Origin of the sequence: Collinsella aerofaciens, assembly GCF_040926185.1 — a bacterium.
Taxonomy (GTDB): domain Bacteria; phylum Actinomycetota; class Coriobacteriia; order Coriobacteriales; family Coriobacteriaceae; genus Collinsella; species Collinsella aerofaciens_BC.
This window is the reverse complement of sequence record NZ_JBCOIQ010000014.1, coordinates 24788-47488: the sequence shown is the minus strand read 5'-3', so window position 1 is coordinate 47488 and position 22701 is coordinate 24788. Positions and strand designations below refer to the sequence as shown.

At 59.2% G+C, this 22701-nt stretch carries 16 protein-coding genes; all 16 read left to right on the top strand.

Annotated elements, in window-relative coordinates; translation table 11 throughout:
• Positions 1-10 precede the first annotated feature (10 nt).
• The 16 genes from AB5750_RS06940 (at position 11) to AB5750_RS06865 (ending at position 22415) form a co-directional block, all read left to right on the top strand.
• Positions 11-1249: a sensor histidine kinase gene (locus AB5750_RS06940; RefSeq protein ID WP_368145764.1), complete on the top strand. Its 1239-nt coding sequence runs from the start codon at positions 11-13 to the stop codon at positions 1247-1249.
• 103 nt (positions 1250-1352) lie between these two features.
• Positions 1353-2228, top strand: a complete 876-nt coding sequence (gene pstB / locus AB5750_RS06935) for a phosphate ABC transporter ATP-binding protein PstB (protein WP_368145765.1) — start codon at positions 1353-1355, stop codon at positions 2226-2228.
• Between the two features lie 64 nt (positions 2229-2292).
• Positions 2293-3021 carry a response regulator transcription factor gene (locus AB5750_RS06930; RefSeq protein ID WP_089572665.1) on the top strand — a complete coding sequence of 243 codons (729 nt, stop codon included), beginning with the start codon at positions 2293-2295 and terminating at the stop codon, positions 3019-3021.
• Positions 3022-3024: 3 nt separating this feature from the next.
• The gene (locus AB5750_RS06925; protein WP_117803628.1) at positions 3025-4449 is read left to right on the top strand and encodes a sensor histidine kinase; all 1425 of its coding nucleotides are present in this window, start codon (positions 3025-3027) and stop codon (positions 4447-4449) included.
• 195 nt (positions 4450-4644) lie between these two features.
• Positions 4645-5301 (top strand): YveK family protein, encoded by a 657-nt coding sequence (locus AB5750_RS06920; protein WP_368145766.1) that lies wholly within the window; start codon positions 4645-4647, stop codon positions 5299-5301.
• Between the two features lie 2 nt (positions 5302-5303).
• Positions 5304-6041: a CpsD/CapB family tyrosine-protein kinase gene (locus tag AB5750_RS06915; RefSeq protein WP_368145767.1), complete on the top strand. Its 738-nt coding sequence runs from the start codon at positions 5304-5306 to the stop codon at positions 6039-6041.
• Between the two features lie 17 nt (positions 6042-6058).
• The gene (locus AB5750_RS06910; protein WP_022094060.1) at positions 6059-6709 is read left to right on the top strand and encodes a tyrosine-protein phosphatase; all 651 of its coding nucleotides are present in this window, start codon (positions 6059-6061) and stop codon (positions 6707-6709) included.
• A gap of 39 nt (positions 6710-6748) precedes the next feature.
• A complete protein-coding gene (locus AB5750_RS06905) occupies positions 6749-7249 on the top strand; it encodes a GNAT family N-acetyltransferase (RefSeq protein ID WP_368145768.1) in 501 nt (166 codons plus the stop codon).
• 202 nt (positions 7250-7451) lie between these two features.
• Complete coding sequence (gene htpG, locus AB5750_RS06900; RefSeq protein WP_195362014.1) at positions 7452-9476, top strand: molecular chaperone HtpG; 2025 nt, start codon at positions 7452-7454, stop codon at positions 9474-9476.
• A 326-nt stretch (positions 9477-9802) separates the two neighbouring features.
• Positions 9803-12568, top strand: coding sequence for a YhgE/Pip domain-containing protein (locus AB5750_RS06895; protein WP_368145769.1), 2766 nt, complete (start codon positions 9803-9805; stop codon positions 12566-12568).
• Positions 12569-14758, top strand: coding sequence for a YhgE/Pip domain-containing protein (locus AB5750_RS06890; protein ID WP_368145770.1), 2190 nt, complete (start codon positions 12569-12571; stop codon positions 14756-14758). It abuts the gene before it with no gap.
• 339 nt (positions 14759-15097) lie between these two features.
• Positions 15098-16081 carry a DMT family transporter gene (locus AB5750_RS06885; protein WP_368145771.1) on the top strand — a complete coding sequence of 328 codons (984 nt, stop codon included), beginning with the start codon at positions 15098-15100 and terminating at the stop codon, positions 16079-16081.
• A gap of 115 nt (positions 16082-16196) precedes the next feature.
• Positions 16197-17492, top strand: a complete 1296-nt coding sequence (locus AB5750_RS06880) for a M20 family metallopeptidase (protein ID WP_368145772.1) — start codon at positions 16197-16199, stop codon at positions 17490-17492.
• A gap of 51 nt (positions 17493-17543) precedes the next feature.
• Complete coding sequence (locus tag AB5750_RS06875) at positions 17544-17726, top strand: hypothetical protein (RefSeq protein ID WP_368145773.1); 183 nt, start codon at positions 17544-17546, stop codon at positions 17724-17726.
• Between the two features lie 304 nt (positions 17727-18030).
• Positions 18031-19344, top strand: a complete 1314-nt coding sequence (gene hisS / locus AB5750_RS06870; RefSeq protein ID WP_368145774.1) for a histidine--tRNA ligase — start codon at positions 18031-18033, stop codon at positions 19342-19344.
• Between the two features lie 257 nt (positions 19345-19601).
• Entirely contained in the window at positions 19602-22415 is a 2814-nt protein-coding gene (locus tag AB5750_RS06865) for a phosphoenolpyruvate carboxylase (RefSeq protein ID WP_438266019.1), read from the top strand.
• The last annotated feature ends 286 nt before the right edge of the window (positions 22416-22701 follow it).

The following is a 22701-nucleotide window of genomic DNA, read 5'->3' as shown; positions in this document are numbered from 1 at the left end:
GGATCTTGATATGACAAAAGACGATAGACAAGCGTTCGAGGTGCCCGATCGGCTCTTTGAATACGTGAGATCGGTCATCGACAACCGCGCGCTTGCAACGGTGCTGCTCTTTTTGCTGAGCCTGCTGCTGATTGGCATCGACAACATCGTCGGAATCTTGGCGGTGCTGCTTGTCGGCTTTTTGCTGATCGATCGATTTGAGATCGTGTGCTGCTGCGTGGTGATTGGCGGCGCCGCGTGGGCCATGACGTTGGCGATTGGCGCCATGGCGCTCGGCGGCATCGAAGGGCCGGTGTTGTTCGATGCCGGCTTTGTATTCAACATGCTTGGCTTTGTGCTGGCGCTTGCCGTGTGCGTGCTGTTCTTGTGCGGCCGCGCCCTGTACTACCAGGGCTACGAGCAGGGCGAGCAGCATGCCGATTGTGTGCTGGCTGCTCGTATTCAAGATCGCCTGATCGATCACCCCGACACCTGGGACAACATCGACGGCGACTTCTTGGAGGTCGAGGGCGCCCTTAACCGCGTGCGTGACCGTGAGCGCAAGGTGCAGCAAGCTCTGCGTGACGAGTCGCATCGCAAGGACGATCTGGTCACGTACTTGGCACATGACCTACGCACCCCGCTTGCCAGTGTGGTGGGCTATCTTTCGCTGCTGCAAGAGGCTCCTGAGCTGCCGGTTGAGCAACGTGCGCACTTTACGGGCGTGGCGCTCGACAAGGCGCACCGGCTCGATACGCTCATCGAAGAGTTCTTCGATATCACGCGCTTTGACTTCCACGATATCGTGCTCACGCGCGGCTATGTTGATCTGGGGTTGCTGCTGGCTCAGGTGGCTGACGAGTTCTATCCCATCCTCAACGAGCAGCATAAGGAAGTCCAAGTTGATATTCGCGAGGACCTGACGGTGCTCGTGGATGGCGACAAGATGGCTCGCGTGTTCAACAACATCATGAAAAACGCTATTGCCTATAGCTATGAGGGCTCGACCATCACGATCGAGGCCAGACGCCGGGACGACGGTGGCGTGCGCGTGCGCTTTATCAATCAGGGCGATCCTATCCCTGAGTCAAAGCTCAAGGTGATCTTTGAGAAGTTCTATCGCCTGGATGCGGCGCGTGCGACCAATCGCGGTGGTGCCGGTCTGGGCCTTGCTATTGCCAAGGAGATCATCGCGGCACACGGCGGTACCGTTGCATGTGAATCGACGCCCGAACACACGATATTCACCATCGAGCTGCCCGCCGCATAGCCAGCGTTCCCTTACAAACACTTGACAATGCGCTCACGTGCATATGAGCCGCGATTCCTACTATCGATACTGCTAAATTGATATCGATATGGAGGTATGCGGTATGACGGCTGCTGCGGCTGTGGGGCCCACGGAGCTTGAAGAACTCATGAAAGCGCAGGCCGAGGCCGCGCGCGAGCGGGAGGTTGGGGATGCGACTCGCCCCACGGCAGAGGATCTTGCGGCCTCGCCGACGCGCATCGATGTCGAGGGCCTCGACCTGTTCTATGGCGACCATCATGCGCTCAAGGACGTGAATATCAAGATCCGCGACAAGCAGATCACCTCGTTCATCGGGCCTTCGGGCTGCGGAAAGTCCACGTTGCTGCGCTGCTTTAACCGCATGAACGACGGCATCAAGGATTGTCGTATCGAGGGCAAGATTGCGCTCGATGGTCAAGATATCCTGGGCGCTTACGACATCTGCCGCCTGCGCCAGCGTGTGGGTATGGTGTTTCAGCGCCCCAACCCGTTTCCCATGAGCGTCTACGATAACGTCGCGTATGGTCCTCGCGGTATGGGCGTGCGCGACCGCGCCGTGCTCGATGAGCTGGTCGAGGACTCCCTGTGTCGCGCTGCCCTGTGGGACGAGGTCAAGGACAAGCTCAAGGAGTCGGGCCTGGGTCTTTCGGGAGGACAGCAGCAGCGCCTGTGCATCGCCCGCGCGCTTGCCGTGCAGCCCGACATTCTGCTGATGGACGAGCCCACGAGTGCCCTCGATCCCGTGTCGACGCTGGTGGTGGAGCAGCTGGCCTGCGAGCTCAAGGAGACCTGCACGCTAGTGGTCGTTACGCACAACATGCAGCAGGCTGCGCGTATTTCCGACTCGGTTGCTTTCTTCTTACTGGGCGAGCTGGTGGAGCATGCGCCCACCGCCCAGCTCTTTAAAAATCCGACCGATCCGCGCACGGCGGATTATTTGACGGGTCGTTTTGGCTGACACCGTCTATTACAGGCACCTTTAGGGTTAAGATGCGGTCACACCGGCCGCAAAGGGGTTCAACATGATCTATTACGTCGAGGACGACGACAACATCAGGGATTTGACGGTCTATGCGCTGCGCAAGCAGGGGATCGAGGCCGAGGGCTTTTCGTGCGATGGCGAGTTTAAGGCCGCCGTGGCGCGACGGGTACCCGATGCCGTCTTGCTCGACATCATGCTGCCCGATACCGACGGTTTGGCAATTATGCGTCGCCTTCGCGCCGACCGCCTGACGGCGACGGTGCCCATCATGATGCTCACTGCCAAGGATACCGAGCTCGATAAGGTGATGGCGCTCGATGGCGGTGCCGACGATTACCTGACTAAACCCTTCTCGCTCATGGAGCTCGCCAGCCGCTGCCGTGCACTGCTGCGTCGCGGCGGCATGGTCAAGCAGGCGAGCGATGTGCTCAGCGTGGGCGACATCGTGCTTTCGCCCAGCCATCGCGAGGTGACCGTTGCCGGCGAGCCGCTTAAGCTCACCCTGCGCGAGTTCGACCTGCTCGAGTACCTCATGCGCAAGCCCGGCGTGGTCTTTACCCGCGAGTCGTTGCTGCAGAGCGTGTGGGGCTGGGACTTCGACGGCGGTTCGCGCACCGTTGACGTGCACGTGCAGACGCTTCGCCAAAAACTGGGCGAGCATGCCAGCGCCATCGAGACCGTGCGCGGCGTGGGTTATCGCCTGGCCGAGCCTTCTGCCGGTGATGGTGCCGAAGGCGACGACACCGCGGCCACCGCATCGGAGGAGTAACCCGTGGTCTTCGCCCCCCAGGGAAAACATACGCTGTCGCACCGCGTTTTTGTGACGATCTTTGTCTGCGCCATGGCGGTTATCGTGGCGTTTACGGTGCTGGGTGCGTTCTTTGTGCAAAACACTTTGGCGGATGCCACGAGTGCCAATCTGGCGCAGGAAACCGAGCTTATTGCTGCCGCCCTCGACGAGCAGCAGGAGCCCATTCCGTTCTTGCGAAGCCTCGATCGCGAGGATCTTCGTATCACGCTGATCAATAAGGACGGATCTGTTGCCTACGACAACGAGGCGTCACCTTCCACACTGCCCAACCATGGCGATCGCCCCGAGGTCATCGAGGCCTTTGAGAGTGGTTCGGGTTCCGCGGAGCGCGCAAGCTCTACACTCGACGAGATTATGCTGTATCGCGCCGTCACCCTTGATAACGGCCAGGTCGTTCGCTTGGCGCAGGCCCAGCCTGGCGTTGCGGCGATTTTGCTGTCGATGCTGGCGCCGATGCTGCTTATCGCAGCAGCGGGTGCAGTACTCTCGTTTTTTATGGCGCGCCGCGAGTCCCGTGCCATCATCGCGCCTTTGCAAGAGGTGGATTTGGACCACCCACGCCGTAGCTATGAGCACGCCTATGCCGAGATGGTCCCCATGCTTGAGCGTATCGAGTCGCAGCGCCAGGAGCTCAAGCGCCAAATGGCGGTGCTGGCGGACAACGACCGTATGCGCCGCGAATTCACGGCGAATATCACCCATGAGCTCAAGACGCCGCTTACGGCGATTTCGGGCTATGCTGAGCTCATTGCAAACGGCATGGTCGAGGGCGAGGACGACCTGCGCAACTTTGGCGGTCGCATCTATCGTGAGGCGGGCCGCTTGGCAGCGCTTGTCAACGACATCCTTACGCTGTCTAACTTGGACGAGGCCGAGCGTGCAACTGAGGGCGAGGCGGTGCCCATTGGGTCCACGGAGCCTATTGAGCTCTCGCGTGCCATCTACGCGGTTGAGCAGCGTCTTGAACAGGTCGCCCGTCAGGCGAATGTGACGATAAGTCATGAGACCAAGCCTGTGGTCATCGAAGGCGTGTCGCGCTTGATCGACGAGCTCATCTATAATCTGGCAAGCAACGCCATCCGCTACAATCGACCCGGTGGTACGGTTACGCTGCAGTGCGGTACCAACGACGAAGGCCATCCGTTCCTCGCGGTCGCCGACACGGGAATCGGTATCGCGCCTGAAGAACAGGGCAAGGTATTTGAGCGGTTCTATCGCGTGGACAAGAGTAGGTCCAAGGCACGCGGCGGAACCGGCCTGGGGCTTGCCATTGTCAAGCATGCGGCCCTGTATCATCACGCCACGCTCGATCTGTCGAGCGAGTTGGGCGTGGGAACCACCATTACGGTGACGTTTCCCATACAGCAGGACGAGCCATTCGCATAGCGATACAACATAGATATTGATGTAGACGCCGCATTTGACTTTCGGGTGCGGCGTTGTTGTGCAATTTTACGATTGCTTCCGACATTTTTACAGGAGAGCCTGTTTCTTATGTATAGAGTTTGGTCTCGGTAAAAAGATGCGATAACATACGGACAGTTTTGTCAATCCGAACTGGGGAAATGAAAGGCAAGCTGCATGACCCTTCTCGAACTGTTCCAGCTGCTCAAAAAGCACCTTCAGCTGGTCATCACCCTTCCGGTGGTCTGCGCGATCGCCATGGGCATCGTGTCCTTCGCCGCGATGGACAACACCTACACCGCGACGACGAGCATGTACGTTCTCGCCAAGACCGACGATAGCGGTCAGATGAGCTACAACGATCTCTCGGCGAGCCAGATGCTTTCCAACGATATTGCCACGCTGCTGGATAGCGATAGCGTTAAGAGCGGCGCCGCCAAGGAACTGGGCCTCACCGATCTGGATGACTACAAGGTGTCTGTTTCCTCCGAGACCACCACGCGTGTCATTACGCTTTCGGTTACCGGCACCGATGCCAAGGAGACGGCTGAGGTCGCAAAGGCCATGGCCAGCTCGGTGAGCACGGTCGCTCAGAATGTCGGCGCTGCCCAGAGCATCAACGTTATCGACGAGGCTAAGACCCCCGAAGCCCCCAGCGGCCCCAAGCGCACGCTGTATATTGCCGTCGCGTTCCTCGCCGGTATCTTTATCGCAGTTGCCTATGTCGTTTTGGCAGACATGCTCAATACCCGCATCCGCGGTGCCGAAGAGGCAGAAGAGCTCCTGGGTATTCCCGTTGTTGGCCGAATTCCGGCTATGAAAGGTGGTAAATAGGCATGGCTAAGGCAAAGAACACCGATAAGCTCGTTGTACAGAATGCCGCCAAGACCCTTCTGGCCAACATCCGCTTTGCGAGCGTGGACGACCCCATTCGCACCATTACCGTTACCTCCTCGATTCCCAACGAGGGCAAGTCTACGGTTTCCATTAACCTTGCTCAGGCAATCGCCACGAGCGGCAAGTCCGTGCTCCTGGTCGAGGCCGATATGCGCCGCAGGTCCCTTTCCGATATGCTCGGCGTTCGTTCGCGCGGCGGACTCTATGCGGTCCTGTCCGAGCAGATCTCCATTGACCAGGCGATTGTCGAGACGGGTCAGAAGAACTTCTACTTCCTCGATGCCGAGCCGCACATTCCCAATCCTGCCGACATCATCGTCTCCCATCGCTTTTCCAAGCTGGTCAAGGCGCTGTCTGCCAAGTTCCAGTACGTCATCTTCGACGCTCCTCCGGTAGGCACCTTCATCGATGCTGCCGAGATCGCAAGTCTGACCGACGGTACGCTGTTCGTGGTGCGCGAGGACTTCACCAAGCGCGAGGAGGCGCTCAACGCCATCGGTCAGCTTAAGAAGTCCGAGAAGGTCAAGCTCATCGGTACCGTTATGAACTACTGCGAGACCGAGACCAGCGAGTACTACTACTCCTACTACACCAAGGACGGTAAGAAGGTGAAGAAGGGCTCCGACGATCAGGGCACTTCCAAAAAGGGCATCTTCACCAACCGAGCAAACGTTTAGTTGATTAAGGCTGACCTATGCGTGACATTCATTGCCATATCTTGCCGGGTGTAGACGACGGCGCCGCCGATCTCGATGAGAGCTTGGCGATGCTCGAGGCTGCCAAGCGGGCCGGTGTAACCAGAATCGTTTGCACTCCTCACTGCCGTGATCCCTATTTTGATTACGACAAGATGTGGGATGCCTTTGAGCTGCTGCGTGATAACGCTGACGGTTTTCCGCTCCAGATGGGCTTCGAGGTCAACCATCGAAAGCTCGTTGAGCTTGGTATCGATGCCGCGGAGCACTTGCATTTCGATGGGACCAACGAGTTTCTGCTCGAGCTTTCGACGCATGCCGATGCGTATGCGTTTAGAGAGTACGAGAACACGATTTACGATTTGCAGTGTCGTGGCTACCAGGTGATCATCGCTCATCCTGAGCGCTATCGTGCGGTTCAAAAGGATGTAAGCGTGGCGGAGCGTCTGGTCGATATGGGCTGCAAGCTGCAGGCTTCGGCGGACTTTATTGCCGGCGGTCGCTTTGGTCGCGAAAAAAAGCCGGCACAGCGCCTGTTCGATCAGAACCTGTACAGTTTCATCGCGAGCGATGCCCATAACGTGGGTCATTACGATTGCCTGGCGAAGGCTCGCGCGAAGTTTAGCGTGCGCGGAGCCCATTTTCGCTAAAATCTGTCCCTAACGTTCGCATTGAATGAAGGGGCAGCCATGGATATCCAACTTAAGACGGGATGCTTTGATGACGCGGCGTTGGTGCGCCGCGTCGTTTTTATGGACGAGCAAGGCTACGAGAATGAGTTCGACGCTATCGACGAGGATCAAAGCTGCATTCATGTGACGCTCTATGTAGACGGCGAGCTTGCCGGTTGCTCCCGCGTGTTTCCCGAAGAGCTCGAGCGCGCGGCAGATTCAGAGGCTCCGGTTTCGCCGGCGTGCGACTTGGACGAAGGCGTCGCAGCGGGGGAGACCTATATTATGGGGCGCGTGGCTGTGCTGCCGAGCATGCGCCGTCGCGGTCTGGCGAGCAAGATCGTCGAGGCCAGTGATGCCGCCGCGCGTGATGCCGGTGCCAAGCTCATAAAACTGCATGCGCAGGAATACGTGCTGCCGCTCTATGTAAAGGCGGGCTACACGCAAATTGCCCCGGTAGACTACGAAGACGAGGGCCAGCCCCATGTTTGGATGGCCAAGCGCGTAGATGGCAGATAGGGACGTTCCTTTTCTGCCGGCAGCTGGGGACACTCCTTGGCAATTGGCGCATCGGAGCGCTTAGACATACAGTTTTTCGATTCCGTATGTATATATGCGCGCTAATGGGTTATAAAATCTAAGTCTGAACATAGCAGGTCTGCGATACGGCTCGGGCAACCGGGCCGTTTTTGCGGACGGGGGTAGCGCGAAAGGACTGCACATGCGTCAATTTAAGACCGAGAGCAAAAAACTGCTCGACCTCATGATCAACTCCATCTACACCAATAAGGAAATCTTCCTGCGCGAGCTTATCTCTAACGCGAGCGACGCCGTCGACAAGCTCAACTTTAAGAGCCTGCAGGACCCGAGCGTCAAGATCGACCAGGGCGACCTGGCCATTCGCGTCTCCTTTGATAAAGACGCCCGCACCATTACCATCTCGGATAACGGCATTGGCATGACCGCCGAGGAGCTCGAGCGCAACCTGGGCACCATCGCCCATTCCGGCTCCGAGGAGTTTAAGACCGAGAACGCCGAGCAGCAGGGTTCGGATGTCGACATCATCGGCCAGTTTGGCGTGGGCTTCTACTCGGCCTTTATGGTCGCCAGCCATGTGAAGGTCGTCAGCCGCGCCTATGGCGAGGATGTCGCCCATGTGTGGGAATCCGACGGTCTTGAGGGCTACACCATCGAGGACGGTGAGCGCGCCGAGCACGGTACCGATGTCATCCTGACGCTGCGCGAGAACGAGAAGCTCGATGCCGACGGCGAGGCCGAGACCTACGATCGCTTCCTGACCGAGTGGGGTCTCAAGAGCCTGATTCAGCAGTACAGCAACTATGTGCGCTACCCGATTCAGATGATGGTGTCCAAGAGCCGCCAGAAACCCAAGCCCGAGGACGCCGGCGACGATTACAAGCCCGAGTACGAGGACTACCAGGAGCTCGAGACCGTCAATTCCATGACACCGATCTGGAAGAAGCGCAGCTCCGATGTCGAGCAGAAGGACTACGACGAGTTCTACAAGTCCACGTTCCACGACTTTGACGATCCTGCGCGCACCATCAGCTTCCATGCCGAGGGCACGCTCGAGTACGATGCCCTGCTGTTTGTGCCGGGCCGCGCGCCGTTCGATCTGTACAGCAAGGATTACGAGAAGGGTCTGGCACTCTACAGCTCCAACGTCCTGATCATGGAGAAGTGCGACGACCTGCTGCCCGACTACTACAACTTTGTCCGCGGCGTCGTGGATTCCGCCGATGTGTCGCTCAACATCTCGCGTGAGACGCTGCAGCAGAACCGTCAGCTCAAGGCCATCGCCAAGCGTGTGGAAAAGAAGATCACCGCCGACCTTGAGGATATGCGTGACAACGACCGCGAGGCCTACGAGAAGTTCTTTGAGAACTTTGGCCGCGGTCTTAAGTACGGCATCTACTCGAGCTATGGCATGAAGGCCGATGAGCTCGCCGATCTGTTGCTGTTCTGGTCTGCCAAGGAACAGAAGATGATTACCCTGGCCGAGTATGCCAAGGGCATGCCCGAGGATCAGAAGGCCATCTACTACGCCGCCGGCGACTCGCGTGAGCGCTTGGCCAAGATGCCCGTGGTAAAGGGCGTGCTCGACCGCGGCTATGACGTGCTGCTGCTGACGCAGGACGTGGATGAGTTCACCTTCCAGGCTATGCGTGAGTACGTTGCCGCCGATATGCCCAAGATCTACGAGGACGATGCCGCCCGCGAGGCTGCCGAGAAGGCCGTGGCCGATGGTGCCGAGCCCGAGGTTGAGGATCGTCACCTGGAGCTCAAGAACGTCGCAACCGGTGATCTTGACCTGGCGACCGAGGACGAGAAGAAGGAGGCCGAGGACGCCACCAAGGAGAACGAGGACCTCTTTAACGCCATGAAGGAGGCACTCGGCGACAAGGTCGAGAAGGTTGCCGTCTCTGCGCGCCTGACCGATGCTCCCGCGTGCATCACCACCGAGGGCCCGCTTTCGCTCGAGATGGAGAAGGTGCTCCAAAAGGGTCCCGAGGGCGCGCCCGACGGTATGCCCAAGAGCCAGCGCGTGCTCGAGCTCAACGCCAAGCACCCGGTCTTTTCCAAGCTCGTCGCCGCTCAGAAGGCGGGCGACGCCGACAAGATCAAGCAGTACTCCGGTCTGCTCTACGATCAGGCCCTGCTGGTCGAGGGCATCCTCCCCGAGGATCCCGTAGCCTTCGCGGCGGCTGTTTGCAACTTGATGTAGTTCGGGGATACGGCACCGTAACTAGATTAGAACGAGAGTGGATAATCTCCCACTTTTGGCTCGAATGCGGGCTTGAAGTGAGAGATTTTCCACTCTCGTTTCCTTTTGAATGATCCCTCCGTCCCCAAGGGATCATTTATTTGTGCGGGTTGTGGTTTTGTGACCTGCTGAAATTTAAGATACTGTACAACTGTACGTTAACTCATCTTCGTAGTATATTGCTACCCGCAAAACTCAACACCATTGTGCTTTGAGACGTTAAAGCGCCTACTACAATGGTTGTCGATAGTACGATTCGATTCAACGACAGGATGGATGGTCCAAGCGTGAGTCTCGGCAGCAAACTATCCAATGCAAAGGTCTCCTTTGCGATATTTAAGCGCGACATTAAGCGACTGCTTGTGAACCCCGTCGCCTTGGTGGTTACCCTTGGCGTGTGCGTTATTCCCTCGCTGTATGCCTGGTACAACATCGTGGCCAACTGGGATCCGTACGGAAACACCCAGGGCATCAAGATTGCCATCGCCAACAACGATCGGGGCACCCAAAACGACCTGGTGGGCGAGCTCAACGCGGGCGATCAGGTCGTCGATCAGCTCAAGGAGAACGATCAGCTGGGCTGGACCTTCGTCGATTCTGCGGCCGATGCCAAAGAGGGCGTCGAGAGCGGTGAGTACTATGCGGCCATCGTAGTCCCCAAGAACTTCTCGGATAACCTGGTTTCGATGCTCGACGGCAACTACCATCAGCCCAAGCTTACGTACTACGTCAATGAGAAGAAGAGCGCTATTGCGCCCAAGGTTACCGACACCGGTGCAAACACCATCGAGGAGCAGATCAACTCGGAATTTGTCTCCACGGTGGGCGAGACCGTTGCCAGTATTGCCAAGGATGCCGGAGTCGATTTAAAGGACAAGGCAACCCAGACTCAGGATTCGTTGGCCGGTTCGGTATCAGAGGCTTCCGATACGTTGGGCGAAGTGCGTGATTCGATTGGCGACATGAATGCCGCCATCGATAAGACGAGTGGTTCCATTGCCTCGGCAGATGCGGCACTTGCCGGTCTGCAGGGTCAGGCGCCGTCGCTGACGCAGGCGATCTCCCAGGGCAATGACCTGCTGGGCGAGGCTCGCGCCACGGCGGGCAACTCTGTCGCCTCGCTCTCCAAGGCGCTCTCGGAAGGCAGCCTTGCGCTCACCAAGACGTCAGCCTCCGCAAACGCTGCGATTGGCAAGCTGACGGGCACGGTCGCATCTACGACTACCCGTATCGACAACTCGCTTGAGTCTCTCCAAGCGACGATCGACCACAATAAGGCCGTTATCGGGCACTTGGAGATTCTCGCCAATGACACGTCGACAGGTTCCGAGGAAATTGACGCGCGCATTGTATCGACCATCGATTTGCTTCGAGAGCAGAATGAAAAGCTTCAGAGCATCAAGGACGGTCTGTCCGCGCAGTCGAGCGCCATGGCGAATGACGCTGCGGCTGTCTCGGGTGCCAGCGACGCTATCAATAATGCAATTCAGACCGGTGCGACCAACCTTGGCCAGGCTCAGACGGACCTGGGTCAAAACGCGCTGCCGAAGGTTTCGAGCGCACTTGATTCGTTTGCCGCCGTCTCGGGTGATCTGACGGGAATCGTGTCTGGCCTCACGCCTACTATTGCAAGTGCGCGCGGTACACTTTCGCAACTCAACGCCACGCTCGGTCAGGCCAAGACCACGCTGTCCCAGACCGATGCCTCGCTTGCCAAGGTCCAGGACAAGCTCGCAACCGCCGCCAACGACATCGCGGCGCTACAGACCTCCGAGTCCATGGGCGAGCTGGCCGATCTGATGGGCGTCGATGTCAATGACGTGGCAGATTTCATGGCGTCTCCGGTTGAGTTGACGTCCAAGTCAATCTATCCGGTCAAGAGCTTTGGCTCGGGCATCGCTCCCTTCTACACCAATCTGGCGCTTTGGGTGGGCGGCTATGTGCTCATCGCCATTTACAAGCTCGAGGTCGACCGTGAAGGTGTTGGCAGCTTTACGGCGCGCCAAGGCTACTTTGGCCGCTGGTTGCTCATGGTGATCCTGGGCGCGTTGCAGGCCATCATCGTTACGGTAGGCGATCTGGTGATTGGCGTGCAGTGCGTCAGCCCGCTGCTGTTCGTGCTGGGCGGCATCGCCATTTCGTTCACCTACGTCAATATCATCTATGCGCTGTCCACCACGTTTAAGCATATCGGCAAGGCTATCGGCGTCATTCTCGTCATCGTGCAGATCCCGGGTTCGTCGGGCATGTACCCCATCGAGATGATGCCCGGCTTCTTCCAGTGGCTGCACCCGCTGCTGCCCTTTACCTACGGCATCAATCTGCTGCGTGAGACGGTCGGCGGCATGTATTCGTTCAACTACCTGTTTAACCTGTGCATTCTGGGCGTGTTCTTGATCGTGGCGCTCTTTATCGGCCTGCAGCTGCGTCCGCTGCTGCTCAACCTTAACCTGCTCTTTGATAAACAGCTCTCCACGACCGGTATGATGATTTGCGAGTCCAACGACCTGCCGCGCCAGCGCTACTCGCTGCGCACGGCCATGCGCGTCATGCTCGATTCCGATTCGTACCGTCGCGAACTGCTCGATCATGCGGTCGCCTTTGAACATCGCTACCCGTACTACATCAAGGGCGGTTTTGCCGCCGTGGTGGGCGTTCAGGTCCTGCTCTTTGTCCTGTCGACGGTTCTCGATATCGACAATAACGGCAAGATCATCCTGCTTGTCATTTGGATCATCTCGGTTATTGCCATCTGCGGCTGGCTTATCAATATCGAATATATCCGAGCGAGCCTCAATACCCAGATGCGCATCTCGGCGCTTTCGGATGAGGATCTGCGTCGCGAGATGCGCGAACACACGGCCGCCATTCCTGCCGCCCGCCACATGTTTGGCCTCAACGCCAGCGAGCGTGGTGCCAAGGGCGGCGATCAGTCCACGGGCCGCTTGCCGCATATCGGCTCGCACCATAAATCTCAGGGCAGCGACAGCACAGCCACAAATGATGGAGATACCACCGCGCTTGGCAAGCACTCCAAAGGAGGTGAGGCATAAATGAAGAACATCCTGCATCTGTTTAAGCGCGATGTCCAAAACGTGTCTCGCTCCGTGATCGGCTTGGTTGTCGTGATGGGCCTCATTATCGTACCGTGTCTGTACGCGTGGTTTAACATCGCCGGCAGCTGGGATCCGTACGGCAACACCGGCAATCTTAAGATCGCCGTGGTCAACACCGATGAGGGTTACGAGAGCGATCTGATCCCCGTCGAGGTTAACGTGGGCGAAAACGTGACCGCCACCCTGCGCGGCAACGAGAACTTCGACTGGGTTGTGCTCAACGATCGAGAAAAGGCCATCGAGGGCGTCAAATCGGGCGCGTACTATGCTGCCGTCGTTATCCCCAAAACGTTTAGCGCTGACATGATGACGCTTTTCTCGACCGACGTGAAGCATGCCGATATCGAGTTTTACGAGAATCAGAAGGCCAACGCCATCGCACAGATCGTGACCGAGAAGGGTTCGAGCGCCGTTCAGAACCAGGTTAACGAATCTTTTACCGAGACCATTACGAGCATCGGTCTTAAGACGGTGTCCAGCCTGCTCGATTACATGAGCACAGACCAGGTCAGCAACTTTATCGCCAACCTGTCCTCGACGCTCGGCGATTCGATTGGGGACCTGCAAGACGTTCAGGCTAATGCTTCGTCGCTGGCGGGCATTTTGAGCTCTACGTCCGATTCGTTGACGTCGGCGAGCGGTATGCTCCAGCAGACGGGTACGGTCGATGAGTCGACCAAGCAGTTGATGGAGCATGCCAAGAGCGGCATGAGCGATTCCAAAGAAGCGCTGAAGGCCGCCAACGACGCCATCAACGCCGCGATTGACGGAAGCGCGGGCTCGTTCGACAACGTGTCCGCCGAGCTTGCGAAGGCATTCGATGCCGCGAATCAGCATGTCGACCTTACGGTGTCTCAGCTCAACGATGCCGCGGCGGCGCTCAATACACGTGCCGACGATATCGACGCCACGGCCGACCAGCTCCGCGGCTTTGCCGAGCAGGTCAGTGACGAAAAGCTCCAGGAGAGCCTCAAGTCTGTGGCAACATCGCTGAACAGGATCGCGGTGGAGTATCGCTACAGCGCCAAGGACCTGACGGCAACTGCTAAGTCCCTTTCTGACAGCATGGCAGAGGTCAACAGCACGCGTGCCGAAGTCGACCAGGCCATCGCCGATGCCAAGGCGGGCATTTCGGGCGCCAAGTCCGACTACGACTCCACGTTCTCGGTCAAGGCAAAGGAGCTCAAGAAGACGGTTTCAGGCATCCTGGACTCGCTGGATGGCATCTCGGGCGATCTGGATAGCGCCGTAGACGGCCTGACCGACGCATCCGGTTCGCTGGCAAAGGGCCTCTCCAAGGCTGCAAAGCTGGTCAACAAGGCTTCCGATCAGCTGGGTGAAGCGTCCGATAAGATCAGTGCCTTTAAGGACGAGCTCGACGGCGCCCTTATGTCGGACGATCTGGCCACGATCAAGACGATGATTGGCAATGATCCCGAGGGTTTGGCCGTGTCGCTTTCCGGTCCCGTCGCGCTCGATCGCAAGCCGATCTATCCGATCCGCAACTACGGCTCGGCCATGGCGCCGTTCTACACGATTCTGTCGCTCTGGGTCGGCTCGATCGTGCTGGCGGCCATGATGAAGGTGTCGGTTGACGACGAACTCATCAATGAGTTAATCCCCGTGCGCTTGCACGAGATCTACCTGGGCCGCTACCTGTTCTTTGGCGGTCTGGCCCTGCTGCAGGCAACGCTCGTGTGCGCGGGCGACATCCTGTTCTTTGGCATTCAGTGCGACAACCCGCTGCAGTTTGTGCTGGCGGGCTGGGTCGCGAGTCTCGTGTTCTCCAATATCGTCTACACGCTTACGGTTTCGTTTGGCGATATCGGCAAGGCTTTGGCCGTTGTGCTGCTGGTCATGCAGGTCGGTGGTTCGGGCGGTACGTTCCCCATCGAGATGACCGGCCCTGTGTTCCAGGCGATCTATCCGTTCCTGCCGTTTACCCATGGCATTAACGCCATGCATGCCGCCATGGCTGGCGCCTACCATATGGAGTACTGGGTTGAGCTGGGCATTCTGGCGAGCTATCTGATTCCGTCGCTGGCCCTGGGCGTCGTCTTCCGCCGTCCGGTCATCAAAGCCAACGACTGGATCATCGAAAAGCTGGAGTCGACAAAGCTAATTTAGTGCGGCAACGTTAACGCTGATGTAGCACTAATGCCAGCGAGCGAGCCGCATTTGCGCCAAGGTGACGTGAAATGAAAGGGCGCTGACCTTCTGGTCGCGCCCTTGAAATTGAACGTCAGATTGGCGTGAATGCGGCTCGCGCAGCGACGGCCGGTCCGCCGTTCGGTAGAACGGCGGAACAAAACGCTTTAGTGGGCTGGATTGCGATGCAACGCCGGTTGTTGCTACAGTAGCGGGGCGTGCCGGGGGTCCGGTGCGCCCTGTTTTTATTTGACCATGAGGCGGCACGCAGCCATACGCGTGCGGACACCACGCCAAGATTGAGTGTGAGGATGTTCCATGGCCCAATACGCTGCCAACGAAATCGAAAACATGCCCGATAGCCCTGTCGCACGGGAGGACCTGGGCGCCGGCGGCACCTCCCGCGGCGCCGGCGCGCGTTCCCCGTTCTTCTGGAAGGTCTTGCTGCTATCGGTGGCGGTCATCTGGGGCTATTCCTTTACCACCATGAAAGATGCGCTCGACACCATTCCGGTGTTCGAACTGCTCTATATTCGTTTTCTTCCGGCTTCGCTGGTTATGTTTGCCATCTTCCACAAACGCATCATCGCGCACTTTAATGCCCGCAACCTTATCGTCGGACTTGGTATGGGCGCACTTATGTGGGGCGCGTACGGTTTGCAGACGATTGGCCTGGCACAGACCACGGCGGGCAAGAGTGCATTTTTGACGGGTACCTATTGCATCCTCGTGCCGTTTGCGAGCTACGTCCTAAGCGGCGAAAAGCTTACCCGTTACAACTTGGGCGCCGCGTTGCTGTGCCTGGCGGGCATTGGTCTGGTGGCGCTCGATAGCGTCGAGTTCAATGTCGGCGATGTCATCACACTGGGCGGTGCGGTCTTCTTTGCCATCCAGATGGCGGTGACGGCCAAATACGGTCGCAAGATGGACATCAACGTCATCACATTTTGGATGTTTGTGGGCAATGGCGTCTTGAGCTTGGGAACGTCGCTGCTATTCGAGACCCAAGCGCCCGCGTCCGTGTGGACGCCGAGCTTTATCGGTGTGATGGCGTTTCTATCGGTGGGCTGTACGTGTGTGGCTCTGCTCATCCAAAACGTCGGCCTGGCGCATGTCCCGGCCTCAACGGGCTCGCTGCTCCTTTCGATGGAGTCGCCTTCGGGTGTGCTGTTCTCGGTGCTGCTGATGGGGGAGGCGCTCACCTCGCGCCTGCTCGCCGGCTTCGCGCTCATCTTTCTTTCGATTATCTTGAGCGAGACGCATTTCGATTTTTTGCGTCGAAAGCCGCGTCCGCAATTGTAAACAATTTGTTGCGCCGCCTCCCGGGGCGGCATTTTTTATGCGTCGCCCTTAAAGTAGTACCTTGCACTTTACGCTATCAAAGTGCTTGCTTCAAAAACGTTACTGGAGGGCATCTATGGCACCAGCACTGTCCGATCTTCAACCGCAATCAGCGCCCAAGGCCACCGCGGCGGCGCAGACCGCTATCGGTGACGGTCTTGTTGCAGAAGCTCAGGCTTTTGCAGATGAGCTCGCTGCGTGGCGACACGATTTACATCAGATGCCCGAGCTGGGTAATAGCCTCCCGCAGACCTCTACGTATATCCAAGCGCGCCTGACCGAGATGGACATCCCATTTGCTACGCTCGTCGATGGTTCCTGCGTTGTGGGCCTTGTCGGCGCCGGTGCCGCCGCGGCCCAAGGCAATGGCATCTGCACGAATGAGCAGGCCGGTACGGTCATCATGCTTCGTGGCGACATGGACGCCCTGCCCGTTGCCGAGGAATCCGGCGAGCCCTTTGCATCCACCAACGGCTGCATGCACGCTTGCGGTCACGATATGCACGCGACGGCGCTGCTTGGTGCGGCTCGTATGCTCAAAGCGCGCGAGGCAGAGCTTGTTGATGCCAACGCTACGGTTAAGTTGCTGTTCCAGCCGGGCGAGGAAACCTTTGAGGGTGCCCGCGCCGCCATCGCCGACGGTCTGCTGCAGAACCCGCGCCCTCAGGCGGCCTTTGCCATGCACGTTAACAGCCAATCGCCGCTCGGCCTGGTGCTCTATGGGAGCCCGGCGCTTTCGGGCGTGTATGGTTTCCGCATCACGCTGCAGGGCAAGGGCGGCCACGGCTCGAGCCCCGAGATCTGCATCGACCCCATCACGACCGGCGTCCATGTGCACCTGGCGCTTCAGGAGCTCATCGCTCGCGAGGTGCCGGCCGCCAAGGAGGTCGCACTGACCGTGGGTAAGTTTGCCGGTGGCCAAGCGGCCAACGTCATCCCGGATACCTGCGTGCTCGAAGGCACGCTGCGCGGCTTCGACGTCGAGCTCATGGAGCACCTCAAGACCCGCATCGCGGAGGTCGTTAACGGCGTTGCCACAACATATCGTACGCCGGCGACCATCGAGACGCTTTCGGATGTTCCGCCGCTTGTACTCGACGGCGATATGACTCAGGCGTCGCTTGGCTACGTGGGCGCAGTGCTGCCCAAGGCGGCTTTCTTGCCGCTTTTCCATGCCATGGCGAGTGAGGACTTCGCGCTTATCTCGAGCGAGATTCCGAGTGCGTACTTTACCGTGGGCGCGGCCGTAACCGACACGGACGAGCATTTTGCCCAGCACCATCCCAAGGCACGTTTTAACGATGCCGAGCTGCCGCTCGGTGCTGCGGCTTATACCGCCGTCGCTTTGGGCTATATCGCCGACCACCGGTAGCACCCAACCTTGCCTTTCAAGCCTGCGGGCATGGCCATAAGGCCTATGCCCTTGTCTTTCAAGGCAATCTTGGGCACCGTGGGCGCCATCGTCTCGGGCGTGCTGTTCGATGCCACGGGCTCCTTTGCGAGCACCTGGATCGTGTGCCTGGTGTGCTCCGTGGTCATGCTCGTGTTCCTGCTGGTATCCGAGCCCATCGCCGCCAAGCTGCGCGCGAGCGTGGCGGGGGAGTAGGCGTCCGTCGCTCTTTTCTGTTCGTCCCGTTCTGTCCGTGGCCGCCTTGGAAGCCGAATGGATGCTCGTACCATCATTCGGTTTCCAAGGCGGCCACGGGCCTACGAAATGATCCCTATTCCTCCGTCCCCAAGGGATCACGTGATCCGAAGGGGACGGAGGAAAAGGGATCACAAACAGCGGCGGCGCGTCTGGCCGAACGAGTCCCCATACCCTCGTTCGGTCAGACGCGCCGCCGCTGTTTGTATTTGTGCCGTATAATGACCGTTACCTATGACGCGATACAAAAGAAAGGTGTTTGCCCATGCAGGCACAGAAGGCGGAGGGAACCCGCGACCTTATCGGCGCCGAGATGCGCGCCTGGCAAAAGATGCAGCAGATTGCGGCCGGCGTGTTCGAGCCGTTTGGTTTTAAACCCATCGAGACGCCCGCGATCGAGCAGGTGGACGTGTTTGTCCACGGTATCGGCCAGTCGACCGACGTCGTGCGCAAGGAAATGTTCCGCGTGTTCAGCGGTGCCAACCTGGAGCGCGTCTTTACCGAGGGCACCGACACCAAACTCAAGCCCAAGCAGCGCCTGGCGCTTCGCCCCGAGGGCACGGCCGGCGTGGTGCGCGCTGTCGTCGAGAACAATCTGGTGCCCCAGGGCTCCACGCCGTTTAAGGCGTACTACGCCGAGGCCATGTTCCGCGGCGAGCGTCCCCAGAAGGGCCGCCTGCGCCAGTTCCACCAGGTGGGCATCGAGTGGCTCGGCGCTCCCGATCCGGCGGCAGACGCCGAGTGCATCATCATGCTCATGGAGTTTTACAAGCGCCTGGGCTTCGATCTTTCCAAGCTTCGTCTGCTCATTAACTCGATGGGCGACGCTCAGTGCCGTCCGGCTTACCGCGAGCAGGTCAAGCAGTTTATCCTCGATCACGCCGACGAGATGTGCGATGAGTGCCGCGAGCGCGCCGAGCTCAACCCGCTGCGCGCCTTCGACTGCAAGAACGACCATTGCCGTGAGATCATGGCCGACGCCCCGCTGATGGGCGACAACCTGTGCGACGAGTGCCGCGAGCACTACGAGCAGGTCAAGCGCTATTTGGATGCGGCGGGTATCGAGTATGTCGAGGATCCCACCTTAGTGCGCGGCCTGGACTACTACACCCGTACTGTCTTTGAGGTCGAGGCTCCCGGCGCCGGTGTCGGCTCCATCGGTGGTGGCGGTCGCTACGATGGCCTCGTCGAGCTCGAGGGCGGCAAGCCCACGGCAGGCGTCGGCTTCGCCGTCGGTTTTGAGCGCGCCCTGCTGGCCCTGCAGGCCTTTGGCAGCGACCTGGGTGCCGAGGAGGTCCCGTGCGTCTACGTCGCCAATGCCGGCAAGGAGCTGCGTCAGAACGTCTTTGCCATTACGCAGCAGCTTCGCGCCGCAGGGATTGTGACCGAGGCCGACTATCAGGGCCGTTCGCTCAAGGCCCAGTTTAAGCAGGCCGATAAGGTAGGCGCCAAGCTCATCCTGGTCCTGGGCGGCGACGAGCTTGCCGCCGGCAAGGTCAAGGTGCGCGACATGGAGAGCCACGAAGAGGTTCTTGCCGATCTGGCCAACGTCGTCGAGGCGGTTCGCGAGCGTCTGTAGCGCATCTTTTTGAGCTGCGGGCCTGCTAACGTGCCCTGCTCATGGAGAGTAATTGTTACGGGGGTGTTTCGCTTTTATGCGGAATGCCCTCGTTTGCATATGCCGCCCACCGAGAAATACGACCATTTGGGGCAAAAACCCTTGCAATGCAGAAAATACTTTTGTGTGATAAAGCGCAATCAGTGTCGAAAGTATTTCTCAAGCGCCTATAATGAATACCGCATGTTACGTGCATAGAAGGAGGAATGGGAGGAAACGTGGCTGAGAACCTAAGCAACCAGTCTGTACCCGAAGCCGCGGCGCGCGTCGCTGCCGTGGTCAACCGCCTCGTTAACCGAATCGGCTCGAATGCCGAGTCCAGGGAGCGTCTCGCCGAGATCGAGATCCCCGAGGAGCTGCGCGATAATCTGGCGCTGTTCCTGCGCCTGGAACGTCGTGTGCTTAGCGAGTATGATCCCGAGATCGCGGACCTGTTCGACAAGATTTTGACAGCCGAGATTGTGGTCAATGCTGGCAACCCCGGTAGCCGCGCTGCCGACGAGTCCGTTGACGAACAGGGCGTGCCCACTGCCGACGAGCCCACCGCCGTGGCGTTTCGCGAAGCCGTCGATTTGATTGACAGCCTGCCGCTTGATAAGCAGCAGGTCATCGTTCGCGCCTTTACGAGCTTCTTCCACTTGGCAAACCTGTCGGAGGAGAACTACCGTGTGGCGCAGCTGCGCGAGCGCGAGGCCGGCGCATCGACCGATACCGAGGTCGATCCCGCCAACGAACTCACCGTCGCCTATCACCAGTTGGTAAACGAGATGGGCGTCGAGGGTGCCAATGAGCTGCTCGGCAAGCTCGAGTTCCACCCTGTCTTTACCGCACATCCCACCGAGGCCCGTCGTAAGGCCGTCGAGGGCAAGATTCGCCGTATCTCCAACCTGCTGGAGGAGCGTCCGCGTTTGGGCGGCTCCGACCTGGTGGAGAACGAGCGCCATATGCTGCAGGAGATCGACGCCCTGGTGCGTACGAGCCCCATCGCGCTCAAGAAGCCCACGCCGGTCGAGGAAGCCGATACCATCATCGACATCTTCGATAACACGCTGTTCGACGTTATCCCCGTCATCTACCGTCGTTTTGACGACTGGGTGCTGGGCGACAAGGCCGGTACCGTGCCGCCGCTGTGCCCGGCGTTCTTTCATCCCGGCAGCTGGATCGGCTCCGACCGCGACGGCAACCCCAACGTCACCGCCAAGGTGAGCCGCGAAGTCGCCGCCAAGTACTTCACTCACATGGTGCTCAAGCTCGAGGACAAGTGCCGCCGCATCGGCCACAACCTTACGCTCGAGGCCACCTACAGCAAGCCTTCTGCCGAGCTCATTAACCTGTGGAACCATCAGGTCGAGATGAGCCCTCGGTACACGGCCCGCGCCGAGCTGATCTCCGAGCACGAGCCGCATCGCGCCGTCATGCTCGTCATGGCCGACCGCCTGAACGCCACCGTGCGCCGCATCACCGACACCATGTACCACAGCGCCGATGAGTTCCTGGAGGACTTGCGCGTCGTCCAGCGTTCGCTGGCTGCCTGCGGTGCCGTCCGTGCCGCCTACGGTCCGGTGCAGACCATCATCTGGCAGGTCGAGTCCTTCGGCTTCCATATGGTCGAGATGGAGTTCCGTCAGCACTCCGTGGTGCATGCCCGCGCCCTCAAGGATATCCACGAGAATGGTATCCATGGCGATCTGCAGCCCATGACGCGCGAGGTCATCGACACCTTCCGCGCTATTGGCTCCATCCAAAAACGCTACGGCAAGAAGATGGCGCACCGCTACATCATCTCGTTTACCAAGAGCGCCCAGCATGTGGCCGACGTCTTTGAGCTTGCTCACCTGTCCTTTGCACACGAGGAGGATGTTCCCGAGCTCGACGTAATCCCGCTGTTCGAGCAGCTCGAGGACCTCGAGGGCTGCGTCGACGTGCTCGACCAGATGCTCACGCTGCCCGTGGTGCAGAAGCGCCTTGCCCAGACCAACCGCCGCATGGAGGTTATGCTGGGCTACTCCGATTCCTCCAAGGACGCCGGTCCTACCACGGCCATGCTCGCGCTGCACTCCGCGCAGGAGCGCATCGCCAAGTGGGCCGAGAAGAACGATATCGACCTGGTGCTCATGCACGGTCGCGGCGGTGCCGTGGGCCGTGGCGGCGGCCCGGCCAACAAGGCCGTGCTGGCGCAGCCCAAGGGCTCGGTCAACTGCTTCTTTAAGCTCACCGAGCAGGGCGAGGTTATCTTTGCTCGTTACGGCAACCGCACGCTGGCTCAGCGCCATGTTGAGTCCGTTGCTGCCGCAACGCTTTTGCAGTCGGCCCCGAGTGTCGAGAAGACCAACACCGAGACCACGCAGAAGTTCTGGGATATGGCCGAGAAGCTCAACACCGCAAGCCACGAGCGCTATCTGGACCTGCTGAACACCGAGGACTTTACACCGTGGTTCTCGACCGTGACGCCGCTGACTGAGGTCGGTCTGCTGCCGATCGGCTCGCGTCCGGCCAAGCGCGGTCTGGGTGCGAAGTCACTCGACGACCTGCGTACCATTCCGTGGATCTTCAGCTGGAGCCAGGCGCGCATTAACCTGGCCGCTTGGTACGGCCTGGGCACCGCCTGCGAGCAGCTTGGCGATCTTGACCAGCTCAAGGCTGCCTACCAGGAGTGGCCGTTCTTCCGCACCTTTATCGACAATATTGAGATGTCGATCGCCAAGACCGATCAGCGCATCGCCAAGATGTATCTGCACCTGGGCGATCGCCAGGATCTGTCCGAGAAGGTCTTTACCGAGATGCAGCTCACGCGTAAGTGGGTCCTTGCCATCGTCGGTGACGAGTGGCCGCTGCAGCGTCGTCGCGTGCTCGGCTGCGCCGTTCGCGTGCGTAACCCCTATGTCGACGCCCTGTCCATCGCCCAGGTCCGCGCCCTTCGTGAGGTGCGTATGAACCAGGACGAGATGGCCGAAGAGAAGAAGGCCGAGTACATGAGCCTGATCCTTTCGACTGTGACCGGCGTCTCGGCAGGTCTGCAAAACACGGGGTAATCGATAGCCTTGTGGCTCTCACCGGGACCCGATGGGTTTCCCTCTGAATGCGTCCTCGCACTTGAAGCCCCCTTATCCTGCTCCTTCGGAGCTGCGGATAAGGGGGCTTCGTGCTGCGGAATGCATTCAGAGGGAAACCCGTCGGGTCCCTTCGTCCTCGATCTTCAGGGATTAAAGCTGAGGAGAAGAATGATGCATTGGGCGCTTCGCACCTTACAGCTGTGACGGCCGCGGTCCCGTTTGAGGTCGCGTCCGTTTTGTTGTGGGTCAAATATGAACGTTGTGT

Excerpts from the sequence above, each read along its gene's own strand:
- AB5750_RS06940 (WP_368145764.1), top strand. The coding sequence starts at position 11 with ATGACAAAAGACGATAGACAAGCGTTCGAGGTGCCCGATCGGCTCTTT.
- pstB (WP_368145765.1), top strand. The coding sequence starts at position 1,353 with ATGACGGCTGCTGCGGCTGTGGGGCCCACGGAGCTTGAAGAACTCATG.
- AB5750_RS06930 (WP_089572665.1), top strand. The coding sequence starts at position 2,293 with ATGATCTATTACGTCGAGGACGACGACAACATCAGGGATTTGACGGTC.
- AB5750_RS06920 (WP_368145766.1), top strand. The coding sequence starts at position 4,645 with ATGACCCTTCTCGAACTGTTCCAGCTGCTCAAAAAGCACCTTCAGCTG.
- AB5750_RS06915 (WP_368145767.1), top strand. The coding sequence starts at position 5,304 with ATGGCTAAGGCAAAGAACACCGATAAGCTCGTTGTACAGAATGCCGCC.
- AB5750_RS06910 (WP_022094060.1), top strand. The coding sequence starts at position 6,059 with ATGCGTGACATTCATTGCCATATCTTGCCGGGTGTAGACGACGGCGCC.
- AB5750_RS06905 (WP_368145768.1), top strand. The coding sequence starts at position 6,749 with ATGGATATCCAACTTAAGACGGGATGCTTTGATGACGCGGCGTTGGTG.
- htpG (WP_195362014.1), top strand. The coding sequence starts at position 7,452 with ATGCGTCAATTTAAGACCGAGAGCAAAAAACTGCTCGACCTCATGATC.
- AB5750_RS06890 (WP_368145770.1), top strand. The coding sequence starts at position 12,569 with ATGAAGAACATCCTGCATCTGTTTAAGCGCGATGTCCAAAACGTGTCT.
- AB5750_RS06885 (WP_368145771.1), top strand. The coding sequence starts at position 15,098 with ATGGCCCAATACGCTGCCAACGAAATCGAAAACATGCCCGATAGCCCT.
- AB5750_RS06880 (WP_368145772.1), top strand. The coding sequence starts at position 16,197 with ATGGCACCAGCACTGTCCGATCTTCAACCGCAATCAGCGCCCAAGGCC.
- hisS (WP_368145774.1), top strand. The coding sequence starts at position 18,031 with ATGCAGGCACAGAAGGCGGAGGGAACCCGCGACCTTATCGGCGCCGAG.